The 19730-nt window shown below is 36.7% G+C and carries 23 protein-coding genes, 1 tRNA gene and 1 pseudogene; 14 read left to right on the plus strand and 11 right to left on the minus strand.

The window, feature by feature from the left end; all coding sequences use genetic code 11:
• Nucleotides 1-151: 151 nt before the first annotated feature.
• Both J2Z82_RS00540 and J2Z82_RS00545 read left to right on the plus strand, forming a co-directional pair.
• Nucleotides 152-475 (plus strand): MerR family transcriptional regulator, encoded by a 324-nt coding sequence (locus tag J2Z82_RS00540; RefSeq protein ID WP_209478851.1) that lies wholly within the window; start codon nucleotides 152-154, stop codon nucleotides 473-475.
• Nucleotides 476-625: 150 nt separating this feature from the next.
• A complete protein-coding gene (locus tag J2Z82_RS00545; RefSeq protein WP_209478852.1) occupies nucleotides 626-805 on the plus strand; it encodes a hypothetical protein in 180 nt (59 codons plus the stop codon).
• A gap of 219 nt (nucleotides 806-1024) precedes the next feature.
• Here J2Z82_RS00545 and J2Z82_RS00550 read toward each other — a convergent pair.
• Nucleotides 1025-2028: pseudogene (locus tag J2Z82_RS00550) on the minus strand (DUF3231 family protein).
• Between the two features lie 180 nt (nucleotides 2029-2208).
• On the opposite strand from J2Z82_RS00550, the gene J2Z82_RS00555 reads away from it, so the two are divergent.
• The 5 genes from J2Z82_RS00555 (at nucleotide 2209) to J2Z82_RS00575 (ending at nucleotide 4789) form a co-directional block, all read left to right on the plus strand.
• Entirely contained in the window at nucleotides 2209-2796 is a 588-nt protein-coding gene (locus tag J2Z82_RS00555) for a hypothetical protein (protein WP_209478853.1), read from the plus strand.
• Nucleotides 2797-2869: 73 nt separating this feature from the next.
• On the plus strand, nucleotides 2870-3169 hold the full coding sequence (locus J2Z82_RS00560) for a hypothetical protein (protein ID WP_209478854.1): 300 nt from the start codon (nucleotides 2870-2872) through the stop codon (nucleotides 3167-3169).
• 144 nt (nucleotides 3170-3313) lie between these two features.
• Entirely contained in the window at nucleotides 3314-3547 is a 234-nt protein-coding gene (locus tag J2Z82_RS00565) for a DUF3953 domain-containing protein (protein WP_209478855.1), read from the plus strand.
• An 81-nt stretch (nucleotides 3548-3628) separates the two neighbouring features.
• Nucleotides 3629-4123: a hypothetical protein gene (locus J2Z82_RS00570; protein WP_209478856.1), complete on the plus strand. Its 495-nt coding sequence runs from the start codon at nucleotides 3629-3631 to the stop codon at nucleotides 4121-4123.
• Nucleotides 4124-4600: 477 nt separating this feature from the next.
• Nucleotides 4601-4789 carry a hypothetical protein gene (locus J2Z82_RS00575; RefSeq protein WP_209478857.1) on the plus strand — a complete coding sequence of 63 codons (189 nt, stop codon included), beginning with the start codon at nucleotides 4601-4603 and terminating at the stop codon, nucleotides 4787-4789.
• A gap of 245 nt (nucleotides 4790-5034) precedes the next feature.
• Here the strand turns inward: J2Z82_RS00575 and J2Z82_RS00580 are convergent, their stop codons facing one another.
• The 5 genes from J2Z82_RS00580 to J2Z82_RS00600 all read right to left on the minus strand — a co-directional run bounded on the left by J2Z82_RS00580 (nucleotide 5035) and on the right by J2Z82_RS00600 (nucleotide 8769).
• A complete protein-coding gene (locus J2Z82_RS00580; RefSeq protein WP_209478858.1) occupies nucleotides 5035-5901 on the minus strand; it encodes a DMT family transporter in 867 nt (288 codons plus the stop codon).
• A 470-nt stretch (nucleotides 5902-6371) separates the two neighbouring features.
• The gene (locus J2Z82_RS00585) at nucleotides 6372-6812 is read right to left on the minus strand and encodes a hypothetical protein (RefSeq protein ID WP_209478859.1); all 441 of its coding nucleotides are present in this window, start codon (nucleotides 6810-6812) and stop codon (nucleotides 6372-6374) included.
• Nucleotides 6813-6939: 127 nt separating this feature from the next.
• Nucleotides 6940-7914: a hypothetical protein gene (locus J2Z82_RS00590; RefSeq protein WP_209478860.1), complete on the minus strand. Its 975-nt coding sequence runs from the start codon at nucleotides 7912-7914 to the stop codon at nucleotides 6940-6942.
• Nucleotides 7907-8416: an RNA polymerase sigma factor gene (locus J2Z82_RS00595; protein WP_209478861.1), complete on the minus strand. Its 510-nt coding sequence runs from the start codon at nucleotides 8414-8416 to the stop codon at nucleotides 7907-7909. Before J2Z82_RS00595 ends, J2Z82_RS00590 begins: the two co-directional genes overlap by 8 nt.
• Before the next feature lie 280 nt (nucleotides 8417-8696).
• A tRNA-Val gene (locus J2Z82_RS00600) sits at nucleotides 8697-8769 on the minus strand.
• A 404-nt stretch (nucleotides 8770-9173) separates the two neighbouring features.
• Between J2Z82_RS00600 and J2Z82_RS00605 the strand changes: the two genes are divergently transcribed.
• From J2Z82_RS00605 to J2Z82_RS00630, 6 genes are all read left to right on the plus strand, one after another.
• On the plus strand, nucleotides 9174-10904 hold the full coding sequence (locus tag J2Z82_RS00605; RefSeq protein WP_209478862.1) for an ABC transporter ATP-binding protein: 1731 nt from the start codon (nucleotides 9174-9176) through the stop codon (nucleotides 10902-10904).
• Complete coding sequence (locus tag J2Z82_RS00610; protein WP_209478863.1) at nucleotides 10894-12711, plus strand: ABC transporter ATP-binding protein; 1818 nt, start codon at nucleotides 10894-10896, stop codon at nucleotides 12709-12711. The genes J2Z82_RS00605 and J2Z82_RS00610 overlap by 11 nt, the downstream gene beginning before the upstream one ends.
• Nucleotides 12712-12805: 94 nt before the next feature.
• The gene (locus tag J2Z82_RS00615) at nucleotides 12806-13531 is read left to right on the plus strand and encodes an alpha/beta hydrolase (RefSeq protein WP_209479160.1); all 726 of its coding nucleotides are present in this window, start codon (nucleotides 12806-12808) and stop codon (nucleotides 13529-13531) included.
• 188 nt (nucleotides 13532-13719) lie between these two features.
• On the plus strand, nucleotides 13720-14241 hold the full coding sequence (locus J2Z82_RS00620; protein WP_209478864.1) for a YjcG family protein: 522 nt from the start codon (nucleotides 13720-13722) through the stop codon (nucleotides 14239-14241).
• A complete protein-coding gene (locus tag J2Z82_RS00625) occupies nucleotides 14238-14663 on the plus strand; it encodes a GNAT family N-acetyltransferase (protein WP_209478865.1) in 426 nt (141 codons plus the stop codon). Before J2Z82_RS00620 ends, J2Z82_RS00625 begins: the two co-directional genes overlap by 4 nt.
• A 166-nt stretch (nucleotides 14664-14829) precedes the next feature.
• The gene (locus J2Z82_RS00630) at nucleotides 14830-15525 is read left to right on the plus strand and encodes a DUF421 domain-containing protein (RefSeq protein ID WP_209478866.1); all 696 of its coding nucleotides are present in this window, start codon (nucleotides 14830-14832) and stop codon (nucleotides 15523-15525) included.
• Between the two features lie 148 nt (nucleotides 15526-15673).
• Here the strand turns inward: J2Z82_RS00630 and J2Z82_RS00635 are convergent, their stop codons facing one another.
• From J2Z82_RS00635 to J2Z82_RS00645, 3 genes are all read right to left on the minus strand, one after another.
• Nucleotides 15674-15937: a hypothetical protein gene (locus tag J2Z82_RS00635; RefSeq protein WP_209478867.1), complete on the minus strand. Its 264-nt coding sequence runs from the start codon at nucleotides 15935-15937 to the stop codon at nucleotides 15674-15676.
• A gap of 127 nt (nucleotides 15938-16064) precedes the next feature.
• Nucleotides 16065-16268, minus strand: a complete 204-nt coding sequence (locus J2Z82_RS00640) for a hypothetical protein (protein ID WP_209478868.1) — start codon at nucleotides 16266-16268, stop codon at nucleotides 16065-16067.
• Between the two features lie 513 nt (nucleotides 16269-16781).
• A complete protein-coding gene (locus tag J2Z82_RS00645; protein ID WP_209478869.1) occupies nucleotides 16782-17012 on the minus strand; it encodes a hypothetical protein in 231 nt (76 codons plus the stop codon).
• 203 nt (nucleotides 17013-17215) lie between these two features.
• Here J2Z82_RS00645 and J2Z82_RS00650 point away from each other — a divergent pair, with 203 nt between their 5' ends.
• The gene (locus J2Z82_RS00650) at nucleotides 17216-17674 is read left to right on the plus strand and encodes a CotY/CotZ family spore coat protein (protein ID WP_209478870.1); all 459 of its coding nucleotides are present in this window, start codon (nucleotides 17216-17218) and stop codon (nucleotides 17672-17674) included.
• Between the two features lie 52 nt (nucleotides 17675-17726).
• Here the strand turns inward: J2Z82_RS00650 and J2Z82_RS00655 are convergent, their stop codons facing one another.
• Nucleotides 17727-18203 carry a CotO family spore coat protein gene (locus tag J2Z82_RS00655; RefSeq protein ID WP_209478871.1) on the minus strand — a complete coding sequence of 159 codons (477 nt, stop codon included), beginning with the start codon at nucleotides 18201-18203 and terminating at the stop codon, nucleotides 17727-17729.
• A gap of 72 nt (nucleotides 18204-18275) precedes the next feature.
• Entirely contained in the window at nucleotides 18276-19616 is a 1341-nt protein-coding gene (mgtE, locus tag J2Z82_RS00660) for a magnesium transporter (protein ID WP_209478872.1), read from the minus strand.
• Nucleotides 19617-19730: the final 114 nt, after the last annotated feature.

Genomic DNA, 19730 nt, shown 5'->3' on the forward strand with positions numbered 1-19730 from the left:
GTTCTATATTATGGAAAGGTTTTCTGGGATTTTATGTTAAAATATGGATAGAAAAACAAAACGAGCTTATTCAACTAACGAAGCAGGTTAGTTGAAGAAGGTTGAAACTTTACTACACCTGAATCGTTAAAAATACAGAAGGGGTCAAATAATGAAAAACAATTTAATTGCAACATCAATATTTTCATTAGCCATTGCTATTGTGATAGGAAGTTGGTTAATTTCGAGTGGTTTAAATAATAGTGAAGCACTTAAAGAAAAAGAAACAGAAGCGATGAAGCAACAACTCTTATTAAGTCAATCTGAATTAGGAGAATACCTTGGGCTTACAGAAGAGGAAATTCAAATGTTTATCAGTGAAGATATTTCCAAAAGTGTCATTCCATATATAAAAATTGGAAATGAGTTCTATTATTCGGCTAAAGCCATTGATGAATGGTTAGTTGAAGCTGGTCCATTAAAGGTTGGACAATAACAAAGATATTAAATAAACGGGTGCTTTCCTTCAATAAGGAATTGCACCCTTGTTCCACTTAAGACGTAGATAATTAATAAATTTCATCAATATAATGTAATTATTTTCCGAGATAAAATGGAATGGGGAAAACTTGAAAGGATGGTTGTTTTGAATAATAAATTACGCAGAGCTTTATTTATTATTGGAACAATTTTAATGCTAATTGGCATAGTATTGGACTTTCTTAAAGATGCACCAGAATCTTCTCCATACTCAATGCCTTTACTCATAGTTGGAGGTATTTTAGTGACTGCCGCAAGATTTTATAAGTCAAGTAAGAATAAATGATTGGTTTTTATGGATTACATATGATATATCACTAACGGATGCAAAAATTGAAGATGCCGTGCGGACCTTAATCAAAGGTTTATTTTTTTGAAGAAAATAAATAGAATTTTATGTTAAAATGAATATGGGAGTTATTGTGCTAACGACGCAGTTTAACTTAAGAAGAATTTTGGTTAAAAATAAAATGCCCCTTTATTCTTGAAGCATCATAAAAGTGTATTATTTGTCTTTTGCAATTTTCTTTCTATCAGGAGCAAATGGTGGTTGTTCTAACCATTTATTTTTAGTCATCAAATTAAACCACTCTTTTGTAACCATGAGGTTTTTCAATATGATTTTTTCATAAGTCATTACAAGGTCTGTCCGCATGGCTGATGCTAATCCTGTTCCATGATAAGCTTGTGCAGCTTGTAATAAGAATCCAATGTGATACAACATTAACTTATCTGAAAAAGGAGAATCCTGAGAATTTGTCACCTCTGATTCCCAAGACATTGGTATTGGTAAATTATCTTGATGCAATATTTTACCTAATAATTGAATCTGCTGGTCCGATGCTTGCTGTGCTGACATTAAAAATTTTCTAACCTCTTTTGATTGTGCCACTTGACTAAAACCAATGGAAAGAGTTTTTTCCATTACCTTCTTTTTCATATTAAATGAAATAGCGATAATTTCGGTTGCAGCTAAAGGACGTTGGTCTCCAAAAAAACCATCTAAAAACTGTTGACCTGAAACAAATTCAGGGGTTGCTTTAGGATAAAAGTAAGGGTCCCTTTGGAAGTGCCCTTTTTCTAGTAATAATTCAATCGTTTGATGGTACATTCTTTTTCCGTCATTATCACAGGAATCATAAAAATTTCGTAAATCTTTTCTTACAGATGAACTAAGCGATGTTGTATGCCCTAATAAACCATGTAAGGTCATAATGTGTAAATAATGCAAACAGAATATGTCTGAAAATAATCTTTTTGTCCCTGTATTAAGGTCTGAATCGGTAAACCCAATGGGAATGGGAAATCCTTCGTTTTCAATAAAAGTAGTTATTTGTTTTTTCTGTTTCGCAAATGTTTTTATCGCATCTTCAAAAAGCGTTTTTATCTTTTCATTTTAATGATGGATAGCATATATTTGTTGATAATATCAACGGCTGTTCCATTTACATATTCCCCCCACAGTGTCCCTATCTCAGCCGATGTGAGCTTTAATTCCTCTTTATCCATAAAATCACCTCTTGTGTATGTTTCTCAAAAAACAACGAAATTATTAGGAGGCTTCTTAAACTATTGGGTGCTTTACTTCAATTAGGAAGGCATTTCTTATTGAACTAACAAAACAGTTTTGTAAAAAAATGGAATTAGGCTTATGGCGAAAATAAAAATGTTGTGAATTGGGGGAGTTCAATGAAACGATTCCTAAATCTAAATACGGTATATATTGCAGCAGCAATAATAGTTCTTGGTGTTGTGCTTGTACCTCTAGCAGTGGAAACATATAATCTTCGGACACAAGGGATAAATTACTTTACCACTAACATTGAAGATTATCATAATAATGCACACCCTGTTGAAGGAGAAAATACAATCGAGATTGATTTAAATGATTTGGAGAGTAACAAAGAAAAAGTGCTTTTTCAGGATGGAGAAAACCAAATTTATATGTTTAAAGTAATCGCTCATAATTCAAATGAATATGAAATGTTCTTTAGGTCAAGTGGAAGTTATAGTTTAGGTGGTGCAACACTAGTATCGGGTGTGGAACTCCAACATAATAATGATGATTTAATTAGTAAATTTCAGGCGAAAGCAAAAGCAACGTATAGAGGTGATACTTATCAATTAAGTCCTTCTGAAGATACAAGTGATGTAGAAGAGTTTGGATTTTATTTAGATTTACCAGACAATATAAATCCTGATTTTGAAGAAGAAGGAATGATTGATGTGACAGTTACAAACTTATATGTAAATTTTTGGGCAGAGAAATCATCTTGATCTAAAGGGTGGCTTTATTTCTATAAGCCCTTTGGTGCTGTTGTGGAGCCAAAGGGGCGGTTAAGGGGAGACGATGAGAGTAATTTTAGAGCTACTACGTATTATTTTTATATTTATGCTATTAGGTGGACTGGTTTGGTTAGTAATAGGAAATATCTATACAATAAACGAAGTTACAGAGAGTTATCAGTGGATTGCAGCACTTGGAATTTATGTTTCACTGTTTGTATTGTATAGGAATAGATTCCAATTTTCAGGTTGGTATAAAGGAAAAGGACGAAAAAAACTATCTCAACCAACAACATTACTTTTAATGTGTTGTTCAATCTTTATGCTGACTTTACCCATTATCTTAGGATTAATAATTAGCTGACGCTGAAACATTGTGAAAATATGTACTTAACCTAACGGGTGCTTTCCTTGAATAAGGAGTTGTTCTCCTTGTTCAACTATAGAGGCAGGTTACTTGAACAAGAAATTAGCAATAGTAGTAAATTGGTTAAATGGGGGTTTTTAATTGTTGAATTTTTTGCTAATTATTTTTGCAATAACAGTTGTTTCTCTTGGAGGGTATGGGTTGATTACCGAGGATTTTAAGTTTCAGCCATATAATTTGTTGTTTTTGGGTTTAGTGACGTTGGTATTAGGAATAAAAGCATTTCTACAGGGTTATAAAGTATTGGGCTGGCTAAGTATAGTTGCATTTATATTTGTTTTATTTGTATCAATCAGAAGTATCTTATTTTATTAAAGGGTGCTTTCCTACAAGAAGGAATTGCATCCTTGTTCCACTAAAGCAGCAGTAGAGTTTAATAAGGAAGAGGGAATAAAGTTGAAGAAAGTAATAATATTTATAATCTTTTCTACTATACTTGGGATAATATTTTATAAATCAATGTATCCAACTCAAACAAGTGAGGTATATTCAGGAGAGAGCAAAACTTGGAAGGTTGTAGATGTTAAAATTAGTGCTAACGAGCGTTTAAATATTGGTAAAGGCAAGCTTTATATGAAAGGGGAGACAGAGTTTTTTGCAGATTACTTTAAATTATCTTTTCATGTAGTTCTAAAAAATGAGGAGGAACGTGGAAGTAGATTGCATGAATATGAATTGATGTCTGATAATCTTCCAACCTTGTGGGATGATGATGTATTGGATATAGCCGAAATGGATACAGGGGGGTCATCGCCAATATATTTAACAAAGTTTGGGAAACCAGTAGCCATGAACAATATTAAACAAGTGTATATTATTGTTCAATGGAAAGGTAAAAATGATAATGAGTTAAAAGAGGAAAAAATCATTCTTACTCCAACGGACATATAATTATCTGTTTCACTATCGGGTGCTTTCCTTGAATAAGGGATTGCACCCTTGTTCAACTATATACGCAGTTTAGTGAAAGAAGAAAAGTTACTATTTATGGGGCATTAGTTGTATTCTTTAAAATTTAGATGTGCGCTAGTTTGACGGGGAGGTAAAATGAGGAAATTCATAGAAAAAATTATTTATTTTGTGTTCACAATTTTAATTTTTATGGTGTTATGGAAAGTTACAGGTGAAGTTTGGGAAGAATTTGTTCCTTTGAATTATAAAACAAATTTAATAGGACTTATTTTTGTATCACCTATAATAATTATACTTTCATTTGTCTTATCCAGTTTGACTTTTCATTTTATTAGGAAATCTGATTAAAGGTTTGTTATTGCATTAACGGGTGCAAAAGTGAAACAAGGGGTTGTCGATGAGGCAGTTCCTAATGATTTAGAAATAAAATGGCTAATAAAAGCATAGGAGGTAGAAATGAAAAGAAAGAGAAGTTGGTCACAAGGTGTTTTGGTAGGACTCATTACTGGTCTATTTGCTTTTGCAGCAAGCATGTTCGTTCCAAATTCTAGTTATAGGGAAATTATAATTGCCTTAATTGCTGCTTTAGGTGCTTATATCGGCGCAAAATTAGCTGACAAATTCACCCGCAATGATAATGAATAAAAACTAGAAGTTTAACTATAGGGTGCGTTAGTTGAATAAGAAAATTAAATATTACGTTATAAAACGCTCAGATTATTTTCTGAGCGTTTTAGTTTGCTATTTATACTGTTAAATACGGTTCGAATTGTATGCTAATTTATATGTTATTTCTATTGTTATTAGCATTTTTCTCTCCCAAAACTGAACCCGTTACACTAAAGATACTACCCTGCTCTCAAGCTAACTTATTTTTTTATAAATATTGTCTATTTTGCTTTTTGCATATCCATCCGGTTATTTTTCAAGAACATATAGAACGATGAACCAAAGATGATGATATAGCCAATGACACTGAGGATCGTTGGAATTTGTCCAAATAGAACAATGCTTAACAGTGCCGAATATACGACCGTCGAATAAAAGAAAATCGATATTTCATTGGCTGGTGCAAACTTATAAGCAAGCGTCACTCCAAATTGGCCGACAGTGGCACAACACCCAGCCAGGATCAGGAATGCCCACTGTTTTATACTCATCGGTTCATAAAAAAGAATTGTGAACGGCAGCAGCGCCACTGTTGCGAACAAAGAAAAGTAAAAAACGACGGTATAATATTTTTCTTTATTTCCCAATACCCGAAGAAAAGTGTAAGCACCAGCTGCAAACACTGCACCCAGTACACCGATAATGTACGGGAAAATCTCTACGGAAAATTCGGGCTGAATGATGAATAATGCGCCAATAAACGCTACAATTACGGCAAAGACCTGAAACCGGCGAGCAATTTCTTTCAGAAAAACCGCCGAGAATATAATAAGAATGAACGGACTGAGTTTATTCAGCATCTCAGCATCAGATAAAACCAAACGATCAATGGCATAAAAGTTCAATACAATTCCAACCGTCCCAAGTGCAGAACGGGAAAGCAGGAGCTTCTGATGCTCTTTTTTTCCGAACAATCTTTCTTTATGATATATTACGATGCCTAATGTAATAATAGCAGCTACAATATTGCGAAAAAATGCTTTCTGAACTGTTGGTAAATCACCAGAAAGCTTCACAAAAGCCCCCATAAGTGAAAAACCTAAAGCAGATACTAATAATAAAATAATGCCTTTGTTGCGATCAGACATCAGTTGTTCCTCCAATTGCTAATTTCTTAATCACTTGAACTATGCTATTACAAAACCGGAAGAATGGAAAGAAATTTGTTTAATGATGAAGGAAAGGCTCTTTGTTGAGGCTGTTATTACTGGATTGTGCTCAGGGCAGATGTTTTTTCACAGAGAGGTTATTACAGGGTTAAAATTTTATAGTTTTCTACACGGCAAAAAGCTACGAATCCTTGAATTACCTGAATTCACAGCTTAGTAACTTTGATGATTCCGATTGGGCTCGAACCAACGACCTCATGCCTGTCAAAATTGGCATAATTTCTTTTCCAGGGGGGTTCGCTGTTATATAATAATTCCTTTTTATGGCATTAGAAAAGTAATGTGCTCCACTTCATAACCTTTACCCTTCCTCACAATCATAAACATAAATTCAGATACAAATCTAGATTTTTATATAAAAGCAACCTCGATTAAAGGTTGCTTTCCAATCAATTATTGTTTAGCTTTTCAATTAAATCTTTATTAACCACAATTTTCATTGCAGGTGGTTCCTCGCCATTTTCGTTCTCTACAAGGTGTGAAAATTTCGCCTCCTTATGTTTGTAAAGAAAAACTATATCTTTGATCTCCACTTTATCTAAATGATACCTTGCTGCGTCTACTACTGCCATAAATCTTGGGTCTGGGCCCTGAACCAATTCTTTCAGCATTTCAGGTTTCTTTTTAAGATAAGTTTTGATGTCTTTTGGAAGATTCTCATATATACCAACATGATGGCCTATTCCATCTTCCAGTATTTTTTTCACTTCGGCTTGTTTTTCGTCCTCGTCTATATTTGTGTGCTGATTTTGTGTGCTTCCTGCGCTACAACCTACAAGAGAAATACCAAAAAAGACTAATACGAGTACTATCAATACTTTTCTCGCCATACTAACCACCCCTTTTGATTTTACAATTTATAGCTTAACTTGAGCCCATTATTTAAATAGGAAGGCGTTATATTCATTTAGTATTTTTTCTTAATATGTTTTCGATACAAGAGATTTTTTCTTTTTCTTATTGATTCATAGCGTGTTTTAATTCATCTACAAATTTTGCACCTTTAATGTATTTCCTGTATGCCTTCTCCCAATCCTTAACACCAATTTCCTTTGCTTTTTTAAAATAGGATTTCGCTTCATTAATCCAATCATACAAATCTTCGTATTCTTGCAATTGACCTTCTACGGAGTTTAGCCGTTTTAGTTTACTATTTATATCTGTTTCCACTGCATCCCAACCCTGAACGCTTTGTGTGTTTGGATCGTCATTTTTTAAAAAGTTCTCCATAATGGTACGATCTTTTTCCGTAATAGTCATCTTTTCATCATCAACTCTATGTTCACCTTGTAAATTAGTATGATTTGATATCTCCTTTAACAGCAGTGTTCTAAAATATGCTAGTGCTATTGTTCCTGTTGCTTTTGGTGGTTTGTCATTAAAATATATTCTTGATTCAATTGCTTTGTTATCTTTATTCAAGACATATCCACTCTTATAAACAATCAACTTGTCAAAGTTTGAGTAGTTACCAACTAATTCTTTTTTCCGTTCTCCCGTAATTCTATTATCTTTAGGAAGTTCAAAATCTGATAGTGTTTTCGTTATAGCTTTCAATCTAGGGCTAACCTGTTCTTTTTCCTCTTTTAGTTTGTCCTGGTCTTTATCTTCTTCTGATTTATCCATCTCTGGCTGTTCTGCTGGTAATTCTGTGTCTGGATCATCAACAGAATTTTTGTTATCTTCTGTTTGACTAAAATCAAAGCTCTTTACCGTTAATAGCAAAAAGGAAAATAATATTGCAGCTGTAGTTACGGCAACTGGTATCTTTGTTTTTTTAATAAAACCTTTGAGACCCTTCCATTCCACCTTTTTCTTTTCTCGCCTAACCTCTGCTTGTAAAACATGTTTAATTTTCTCTTTTGTATCTTGATTTAATTGGTGATCTTTAGGGAAAGAATTTAATCGCTGTGATAATTTATTATTATTCATCAGGTAGCCCTCCTAATTTTTTCTCAAGAGCTTTTAATGCTCGGTGGTATGTAACCTTCACCTTATTTTCACTCCAATGTAGGACTGCTGCTGTTTCTTTTATGTTAAGCTCTTTTATCCCTCTTAATATTAGAACATCACGATGACTTTGCTTTAATGTTTTGATAATCCGATACAATTCTCGATTGGTTTCGTTTAATTGATAAATCTCTTCAGGTGATTGGGTACCCTTTTGTTCCTTATAACTCCCTACTTTTTCAATTTTATTTTTCTCTCTTTTCCATTTTCTTATCTCATCAATTGCAACATTTCGTGCAATACTAAAAAGCCATGTTTTAGGTCGGGACAATTCATTAAACGTATCAATTCGATTCAACGCTTTAATAAACACTTCCTGAACCATGTCATCCACCTCAACGCAACCTGTATAGTAGATCAGAAAATTCAAAATGTCATCACTATATTCATGAAACCATCTTGTTATCACTTCTTTTTCTGCCAAGCTTTTCTCCCCCCGATTTGCTTCTCCTCATATATAAGACGAAATTTTTTATATACAAATTACATTTCTAGGAATTTTTCAATAAAAGTAATCATCTATGCGTGGAGAATATATTAAAAGATAGAATTAGACATAAGTAAAAAAACGCTTCTATCTATTGTAGAAACGCACCCATAGCATAATGACTAAAGCCCTCTAACAAATTGGATTAGTAAGAAAGGCTTTATACTTTTTTAATTGCAAAATAAAAGAACCCTTATCTATCAAGGATTCCTAGCTATGATTCCGATTGGGCTCGAACCAACGACCTCATGCCTGTCAAGCATGCGCTCTCCCAGCTGAGCTACGGAATCGTAAAAATAGTAAATATCGGACAACTATTACTATATAGTAGAATGATAAATTCTGTCAATATGTTTTTGTACTGAGTACGGAAAATACTGTCCCCTGCCCGCTCCAGGTGTTAGCACCTCGATTTATTCAGTCTTCGCCAGCGATTATTCAGTTTCATACGATGATTCTGCGTTTATTCAGGATTCAGCACCAGTGATTCAGGATTCGTGGCACAACATTCAGGATTCACCCGGGTTTATTCAGTTTTCGCGCCCTTTTCCCCTATAAAAAAAACACAACAACTCCACAAAAAATACTTCCACACTCGAAATAAAAACGTTTTCCTATTATAATAGATTTTACACATATTTCGCCTTTCAGGATGGCGATAATCCAAGTTTTTCTTGCATCGGAGGTTCATCACGTGAAGAATGTTTTTTCTTTTTTGAAACCGTATAAAATTCCTATTTCAGTAGCATATAGCCTGACAATAATTGAGCTTATGGTTGAACTGCTTCTTCCCTTCTTTCTAGGGAAGATGATTAATGATGGGGTTATGAATAAGGATCTAGATACGATTATGATGTGGGGCTTGATTATGATTGGCCTTGCTTTTACTGCGTTTATAGCTGGGATTTTCAATTCCTTTTTTGCGTCGCATACGAGTTTGGGATTTGCTTATGATGTTCGGGAGAAGCTGTTTCATAAGATTCAGTCATTCTCATTTGCGAACTTGAATCAATATCCGACATCTGGGCTTGTTACGCGGTTTACGAATGACGTCCGGCAGCTGCAAAATACGATTTTTATGGCGTTAAGGATTATGACAAAAGCACCATTGATTGTTATCGGCGGTGTGGTGATGGCATTTATTGTGAATGCTAAGCTCGCACTGATTTTCCTAATTACGGTGCCACTTCTTGTTGTTTTTATATTATGGGTTCTCAAGGTTGCGAGTCAAATGTTCGATATGGTGCAAAGCCGTGTGGATAATGTAAACCGCGTAATGCAGGAGAATCTTGCTGGGATGCGGTTGATCAAAGCATTTCTTCGCCGTAACCATGAGGAAGAGCGATTTACCAAAGCAAATAGCGATCTGGCAACGATGACACGGTCGACATTTCGTTTTATTGAAGCATCGATGCCGATTTTATTATTTGTAATGAATTTAAGTCTTATTTTCATTTTATGGTACGGAAACTCACTAGCAGTATCTGGGCAGACATCAGTTGGTGACGTTGTTGCGATAGTGAATTATGCATTACGCGTGGCAATGGCGATTTCAATGTTCACATTTATTATCCTGGCATTTTCGCGTGCAAAGGCGTCTGCCGAACGTTTAAATCAGGTGCTCAGTGTTAATGTTGACCTTGTGGACCATCAGGATGCACGGGATGAGGCTGCTGTCCCTAGCGGAAAAATTGAGTTTGATGACATTTCATTCAAGTACCCAAACCAACAAGAACCAGTACTTAATGACATTTCATTCCAGGTCAACCCAGGTGAAAAGCTTGCGATAATTGGTGCTACAGGATCTGGTAAAACATCATTATTCCAGTTAATTCCACGGCTGTACAATGTAATAAACGGTAATATCTATATTGACGATAAGCCGATTACGTTCTATACATTGGAACAGCTTAGGCGGAGTATTGGTTATGTTCCTCAGAACCCGCTCCTGTTCACCGGTTCTGTCACTGATAATATTGCATGGGGAAAAGAACATGCATCACAGGAGGAAGTTTTTCAGGCGGCACGGGATGCGCAAATTCATGAAACAATTATGGACTTGTCTGACCAATACGATACAAAGATCGGGCAAAAAGGTGTCAATCTATCTGGCGGTCAGAAGCAGCGGATTTCAATTGCGCGCGCATTGATCCGCCGTCCGAAAATACTAATGCTTGATGACAGTACGAGTGCTTTGGATCTTGCGACTGAATCCAAGCTGCTCGATGCGATTCAGCATGATGATTGCACAACGTTAATTATTACTCAGAAAATATCTACTGCCATGAGTGCTGATCGCATTTTACTGATGGATAATGGTGAAGTGCTTGCCCTTGGTACACATGATGAATTAGTTGTGCAGTCTAGTCTATACCGCAGAATTGTGGAATCACAGTTTGGAAAGGAGCTTCCTGATGCCACTTAAAGATATTAAACATCCTTTTCAATATAAAAAAATTCCGCTTGAAAACATACAACACGAGAAAAAAGATAAAGCCCGCAACACCTCAGGCACGATCAAGCGAATCTGGTCATACCTTGCTCGCGAAAAGGCGATGCTCGCACTTGTGATTTTCATGGTGCTGATCAGTTCCGGATTAAGTCTGCTTGGGCCATTCATGGTCGGAATGGCGATTGATGATTATATCGTGACACAAGAAGCATCAGGACTTGGCGTGCTGTTAATCTGGCTGGTTATTATCTACCTTTTCCATTCATTATCGATTTTTTTACAAAATTACTGGATGGTAGGCATTGCGCAGAATACCGTATATTCACTGCGTTCAAACCTGTTCCATCAGTTCCATCGCCTGCCGATTTCGTATTTTGATAAACGGCAGCATGGTGAATTAATGAGCCGGATTACCAACGACATCGACAATGTAAACAACACTCTCAACCAGTCGGTTATTCAAATTTTCGCAAGTATCCTAACCCTAGTTGGTACTTTAGTTGTCATGCTTATCTTGAGTCCGCTTCTGACGGCTGTTACGATGACGATTATACCAGCAATGTTTCTTGGAATACGCTGGATTACCAAGCGAACTGGCCCATTGTATAAACTGCAGCAAAATCATTTGGGTGATTTGAATGGATATGTTGAGGAAACTGTTTCAGGCCAGCATGTAATCAAAACCTTTTCCCAGGAAAAGCGTGTGATTAATGAGTTTAAGGGACGGAACAAAAACCTCCAGCACTCTGGCTTTTGGGCGATGACAATCTCAGGATTTATTCCAAAGGTCATGAATATGCTGAACTTTCTAAGCTTTGGCTTGATTGCGTTGGTAGGCGGTATTCTTGCGATTGAAGAGATTATCACAGTTGGGGTAATTGTTATTTTCACCGAGTACGCACGACAATTCACCCGCCCATTAAACGAGCTATCGAATCAGTTTAATATTTTACTGTCAGCTGTTGCTGGTGCAGAGCGGGTTTTCAATGTAATCGACGAGGAACAAGAAGAAACTGATGAACAGACTGCAAGAGACCTTAAGAATACGGATGGAAATGTACGGTTCCAAAATGTCTCCTTTGCCTATGAAGATACATCTATTTTAAAGAATGTCACGTTTGAGGCCCACCCTGGTCAAACAGTTGCATTTGTCGGTCATACTGGCGCCGGAAAAACAACAATCATCAATTTAATTTCACGCTTCTACAATTATGATTCCGGCGAAATAACGCTTGATGGTGTGGATATAAAAGACATAAAACGTTCAAGTCTAAGACAGCATATGGCGTTTGTGCTGCAGGATGCATTTCTTTTCAACGGGACCATCCGGGAAAATATCCGTTACGGACGATTGGATGCCACAGATTCAGAAGTTGTTTCAGCTGCCAAAAATGCAAATGCGCATGACTTTATCGTAAGGCTTCCAAATGGATATAATACTATTTTGGACCAGGATGGCAGTGGTATCAGTCAAGGGCAAAAACAGCTTATTACGATAGCAAGAGCGATTTTAGCCGATCCATCAATCCTTATTTTGGATGAAGCAACAAGTAATATTGATACAGTAACCGAATTAAAAATTCAGGATGCATTAAAAGAGCTCATGCAAGGCCGAACCAGTTTTGTAATTGCCCACCGGTTAAATACAATTCAGGAAGCAGATAAAATAATTATGCTTGAGCATGGCGAAATAATTGAGCAAGGTTCACATGAGTCATTAATTGAGCAAAAAGGCAACTACTATGACTTGTACAAAGGTCAACTTAAACAGCGCGCATAGAATATCGATTCCAAACATGGTAGACTATTTGTAACTGTTTTATTTTGCCAGAAATAGGGAAGCTAACAAGACACATTCAAATGAGGTGTATACAATCGGACGAAAAGGAACAATGGTCGAAAAAGAAATTGAAAGCAACTATTTAAATGAAACAATGACACTAAAACTTTATCAGCCAGAATCGTTTTCACCTCTTTACAAATACCACATTTGTATAATGCAGGATGGTGACGATTACTATCAGCTTGGCCGCGTTGCCACATTAAGTGATAAGCTGCATGCTAGTGAAGAAATTAATAATACGGTTTTTGTTGGGATTCATTATCAGGATAAATATGACCGCAAAAAAAAGTACCACCCAACTGGTGATCAGCAGCAGGCCTATATCAAATTTCTCGTACACGAGGCAGTCCCTTTCCTTGATGACCTGCTCCCTACTTATCATATGGGTCAGTCCCGTGCATTAATGGGAGATTCACTTGCCGGGACACTAGCTCTCATGACAGCATTGAAATATCCGAACACATTTGGCAAAGTAATCATGCAATCACCTTATGTTGATGAAACTGTTACAGAAGCCGTTAAAAACGCCAAAAACCCCCATTCAATTGATATTTATCATACGATTGGAACAGCTGAAACAGCGGTAGATACAACAGATGGGAAACAAGTCGATTTCATAACACCAAACCGTGGGCTAAATGAACTACTTAAGGATAAAGGCATGAGCTATACGTATCATGAATTAGAAGATGGCGAACACACTTGGAAATTTTGGCAAAAAGATTTAAAGCGAGCACTATCAACGCTTTTCGGCTAAATATTTACTAATTTCTGAAAATCTTCTTTATACATTAAGTAAATTTTTGTTATAATAAAAGATAGACCAAAATGCAATTAGAGCATTTTATTGCAGTTATTAGTATACTGCATAAGTGCAACAAAGGCATTCAACATTAAGAATAAGCCGATAAACTAGGTTTTCTAAAATTATGAAGGAGGATTCTTATGACGAAATATGGTATAGCAATTTTTCCATCAAAACCAATTCAAGATGATATTAACTCGTATAGAAAACGTTACGATCCGCATTATGCTCTGATTCCGCCACACCTTACACTTAAGGAAGCCTTTGAAGCTGATGATGAAACAATCTATGAACTTGTTACAGAATTAAAGCATATCGCAAATGATACAGAGCCGTTTAAGCTGCAAATCAACAAAGTGAGTACGTTTGCGCCGGTTACAAACACAATCTATCTGAAGGTCGAGCCAACTCAGCAGATTATCGATTTATTCGAAAAAATGCAGACGGGCAAGTTTCCTGAAAATATGGAGTACAACTTCGTACCGCATATTACGATTGCCCAGAAGCTTTCTCAGGATGAGTATTCCGATGTGTTTGGCAGCATGCAAATGAAAGACATTCAATTTGAGGATACTGTAGATCGCTTTCAGCTTCTGTATCAATTGGATAATGGAACATGGACTGTTTATGAATCGTTTGTTTTTGGGAAGGAAAAAGTGTGAGAATAAAAGTAGTTGAGACAAATGACCAGAGACAGCAGGCATATAACGTACGAACAGCAGTCTTTGTTGATGAACAAAACGTACCTCCTGAAGAGGAGCTAGATGCGTTTGACGAGCAAGCCATTCATTTGATTGGCTACGATAATGACAAGCCTATAGCAGCCAGTCGGGTACGTTTTGTTGACAGTTACGGCAAATTAGAACGAATTTGTGTTCTTAAGGACGAGCGAGGCAAGTCCAATGGCGCACAAATGATTGAGTCAATGGAAGCTATCATCAAAAATGAAGGCTATGATAAAGCCAAATTGAATGCCCAGACACATGCGATTGATTTCTACCAGCGGCTCGGATACAAAACAATTTCCGGTGAATTCATGGACGCTGGCATCCCGCATGTAGCAATGGTAAAAGAACTAATTTAAAAGCGATAGTCTGTTTCCAAACGGACTGTCGCTTTTTTTAGCATTTACGAACTTTTTGGCAACATAAGTGCAACTAATGCCGTAACTAAAAAGCCAAGTTTTCTAATGTATGGTGTTTCCCCTTTCGGATATCCTAATGGAGAAAGTGCTATGAGGGGGAGCTTCTATGCAAAATTTAATGCCGATACTTATTGAAACATTGTTTGGCTTCCTTGCCTTATTTATATTGACTAAGGTACTGGGTAAAACACAGATAATACAGCTAACTGCGTTCGACTTTATTGCAGCGCTGGTCTTGGGTGAACTTGTCGGAAATGCAATTTTTGATGATAAAGCTGGGGTAATTGAAATTGCTTTTGCAGTAACAGTAGCTGGAATTGTTTTGTACGTGACAGAAATTATTACGCAAAAGTATAAAGGAACCCGTTCACTCTTGGAAGGACAGCCTTCAATCATTATTCATAAAGGAAAATTAATAAGAGAAGAAATGAAGAAAAATAAGCTGGATATCAACCAGTTACAACACTTACTTAGATCTAAAGACGTATTTTCCGTCTCAGAAGTTGAGTACGCAATCCTGGAAACAGACGGCACGGTTTCCGTGATGAAAAAATCCATTCACCAAACTACGACCAAACAAGATTTTAATATTGCTCCTAAAACTATCCGGCTGCCAATTACATTAATTAATGATGGAGAGGTATTGTGGGATAACCTAAAAGAAGCAAATCTTTCGAAGGATTGGCTGGAACAGGAACTAACTAAACAAGAATTCAATTCAGTAAAAGAAGTCTTTTATGCAGAGTGGAATGAGGGGAAAGATGAATTATTTGTACTGCCGTTCACTGAGAAAGAAACTTAGGTTATTTTTAACATTAGAAAACTGCATATCACTAGGATTTAATGGTGAAAACCTAGTCACACATTTAACAGGCAAGAAAGTATTTATATGCTTTCTTGCCTGTTAAATTGAGCCCTGCCTTAATTGGCAAGGGCCCATTTCTTTTTTATTATATACTATCACTAAAATGGAGACCTTTCCCCGTGACATCGGCAAGTATTTTTTCGGCTGTTGGTGATTTCACAGCAGATAGCTTGTGGTCAGAGTCTCTAATTGTCCTAAGCCGCGCCTCTTGCCTGGCTATATCCAGGTGTTTTGCTTCCAACATTGCTTTGTACGGTTTTTCAATGTAATAAGGATCCTGTTTATCTTCAGTTACACGCTGCTGGTAATCTTTATACTGATAATGATTTATCGGCAAAATATAACCCATCGTGAATATCCCCTTCCACCTGTTTAAATTGATTCGTAGTAGTAGAAATCTACTTTCTTAACTGCTAAGAACACCATTTTATGTCTATATTCGATACCTATATAACAATACCCTTTATTAATGGAATTTATTCCATTCTTTTTTCAAATTCATTCATTATTTTTTCAAAATCGGAAACCCCTTGCAAAAACTCTTTATTCCAGTCGTCCATTTCTTTCTCAAAAACTTGCATTTTCTTCTCTGGATATTGGAACCATTTTTCATTTTTAGCTAAATGCTTTTCAATTATTTTCAGCTGCTTAAGCAATCGAATGTCACGCTTTTCTCTCATTCACTCACTCCCTTAGATAGCATAAGTGCCTGCTCAGCGCCATATGGACTGTGACAGCATATCCCGGAAGTTCGATGTTGCCACGAGATGTGATGGTTTTAGTCAAACATTATCTCAGACGCGGGTTGGGCTACTAGGAGCTGGCGTGGCTAATTCGTAAGAACAGTAATCATCAGCACTTCATTTTATAATTTTCTATGAAAATACCTCTATAACTTGATTTTAGCGGACACAGGAGACGCTATTTCTATATAAAAGCAACTTTCTCGAAGTTTACCCGGACACAGAAGCCCTTATTATACGTATATCATGGTTATTTAACTGTATTTGTATGAAATAAGGTCCTTGGTGTCCGCAAACACCACCATTTTCGTGGATTTTTGCTAAATAAGGTCCCTGGTGTCCGCTAACTTTAATTTTCATGATAGATGGTGGCTGCGCATTCAGCAGCCATGTTGGTTTCTTAACTAAGAAAAAGACAGCTACCCAAAGCTGTCTGTATTCTTCTGCTTTTTATATCCAGGAAAAAGGTCCACGATTATCGTTGTCGTTTGAATCTGAACTTGAACTTTCGTCATCACGGTCCCGATGACTTGAGCTTTCAGTACCTTCTACGCTCTCATCGTCATCCTGCCTGTCTCCGAAAAAAGGATCTCTGCGACGACGATCAGGTCTGTCAAAGTAAACATTATCTGCTTTTATTACTAAATCCTTAACATGAATAACTTTTCTGTTATCAGACATTTCATTAACACTCCCTTTGAGATTCATGGTCGCTATTAGTCTATGTATCTTTTTTCAATGGGTATAGACAAATGCCCCAAATAAAAAAAGATTTCTGTTATAAATATCTTGATAATGCTGACGAATGCCCACACCATATACCCACTGACACATATCCTATTAAAGACAACAAGTCAATAATATTTAGGAAGGAGATATAATTCATGGGTTGTGGAAAAGACTTTGATACAGGTAACTGTGTATGCGATATTTTAAAAGAAATAGTTGATGCACAAAATGATGTTGTAGAAAATCAATGTGACACGAGTTGCGAACGGTCCATCAATGATTTGCTTGGGGAAACAGACAATGGCAATGGATTAGACACAGTACCGGTAATACTATACTGTAAAGATAGTTGTAAACCTTTTAAAGGCTTCGGTGCTCATCCAGATGACATTGGGGATGTTAAAGCAAGCTTCTACTTCCGCGTTAAGCGTGTGATGGATGATTGCTGTGCTGTAGTTGAATTATTAAGAGACCCAGGTGATAATGACGAGAATCCAAAGGATCCAGTAGATCAGGACACAAAGCCTCTTCGTGCTACAGGCATCTGCATGACGGTTGATTTAAATTGCTTCTGTCATATAACATGCCTTCCTGCAGTTTCAGCTTTTAACTAATCTAAAAAAACTTAAAAAAGTGCGCCAGCAACAATGCGGCGCACTTTCTTTTTTAGAAACCGATAAGACGTATATCATTAATCGACTCAAAAGGTATTTCTGTTTTTGATGTTCTTCTGCCAAGACGCATGATCACATTATCTTCCATGAAATCAACAATGGTACCTCGATAATTTCGTTCATCTGTTTTAACTTCACATTTCATTGCTGGCACATGCTTGGGTGGATTTACAAGATAGTCCACGCGCTCGTTTATTGTCATATCCTTAAATTTTTTCCGCTCCTGGTCTGAGCTTTCATCACTCTCATCTGCGTCTTCATTTGTATCTTCTTCACTTTCACTTTTCTTACTAAAATTATCACGTCTTAAGGTACGTGTCTGCACACTTTTTGTTTCCTGAGCCACCACCTGTTCAGCAGATGCTTTTTTTGGCGTTGTGTATTGATGTTGCATTGGAGCTTTTGGTGTTCCAATTGATGGCTGATGAATATAGAGTAATGGGCTTTTGGCAAACTTTTTTTCTCCCATCCTGCATTCTCTCCTTTGTATTCCTTTAGTCAGACCATTATATGAACCCAGTTTCGGATTTGTGTATTTCGCCTAAATTAAAAAGCTCATGAATGCGGACGCCATTCCAAAATAGATAAGAATTGAAATGATGTCATTGATTGTTGTGATAAATGGCCCAGATGCAACAGCTGGATCGATATTTAGTCTATCCATCAAGATAGGTACTAGTGATCCTGCTAGTGTTGCAACAATCAGCGTTGCCATAATCGATAAGCCTACTAGTAAACCGAGAAAGAACTGGCCCTGCCATAGGAAAATAATAATAGTAATGACTAGTCCGCAAACTGTCCCAGTTATTAACCCTGTCCCAGCTTCACGTAACACCAGCTTCATCTTCCCCTGTTTGCCATAATCACCATTCGCAAGTCCGCGAACTGCAACAGCTAGCGCCTGTGTCCCAGTATTCCCGGCCATTCCCGCTATTAACGGGATAAAAATCGCTAGAACTGCAACCTCATCAAGTGTATTTTCAAACTGACCAATCAAGCTCGCTGTCAGCATTCCCAAAAACGATAATATGACAAGCCATGGCAGGCGCTTTTTTGCCGAAACAAATGCGTTATCATTTGGCCGATCCATATCAGATACACCAGCAAGTTTAGAATAGTCATCACTTGCTTCCTCATCCATAACATCTAAAATATCATCGACAGTAATAATTCCTAATAAATGATTCTGGAAATCAACTACCGGTAAGGCGAGAAAGTCGTAATCACGCATCATCTGAGCAATTTCTTCCTGGTCTTTAGCAACCGATGCGGAAACAATCTTTTCATTCATTAAATCCGATATCAGTGTATCTTCATCAGCAATAATCAGATCGCGTAACGATAGCACTCCAACAAGCCGTTTATCTTGATCAACTACATATAAATAATAAATTGTCTCAGCCTCTGGAGCTTCAGCCTTCAAATACTGCATTGTATCTTTTACAGTTTTGGTTTGATATATCGCTACAAACTCCGTTGTCATAATACTGCCGGCAGTTTTTTCCTCATAATGCAGCAACTGTTTAATCTCGTTGGCAGCTTTATTGTCCATTATCGTGAGAAAACTTACAACGGCATCTTTTTCTAATTCATTTAAAATATCTACCGCATCATCAGTCGACATGTCCGCCAATACCATCGCTGCAAAACGGGGGTCCATCTCCATGAAAAACGGTTCAATATCGTCAAGATCTATGTTTTCCATAAAATCTGCAGTTTCTTCAGGTGATAAGTACATATAAATTCGTAGTCGGATATCTTCTGGCTGTTCCATAAAAAACACAGCTTGATCATATGGATGCAAATCCAGAAATTCATCTCGGAATGCTTCTATTTGCTCATTTTTTATAAGGCTCTGCAATTGGTTATCTATATGTTCCATATGATCACATCCTTCTTCTATCTTTGTCCTGCGGTAATTATAGCATGGAAAAAGACATTATAAAATTAACTCCCAATATGTTCCTGCTTATTTCTTTTTGAAAAGAGGACTTAA

The sequence above is a fragment of the Virgibacillus litoralis genome, from assembly GCF_017873675.1.
GTDB lineage: Bacteria > Bacillota > Bacilli > Bacillales > Amphibacillaceae > Lentibacillus > Lentibacillus litoralis.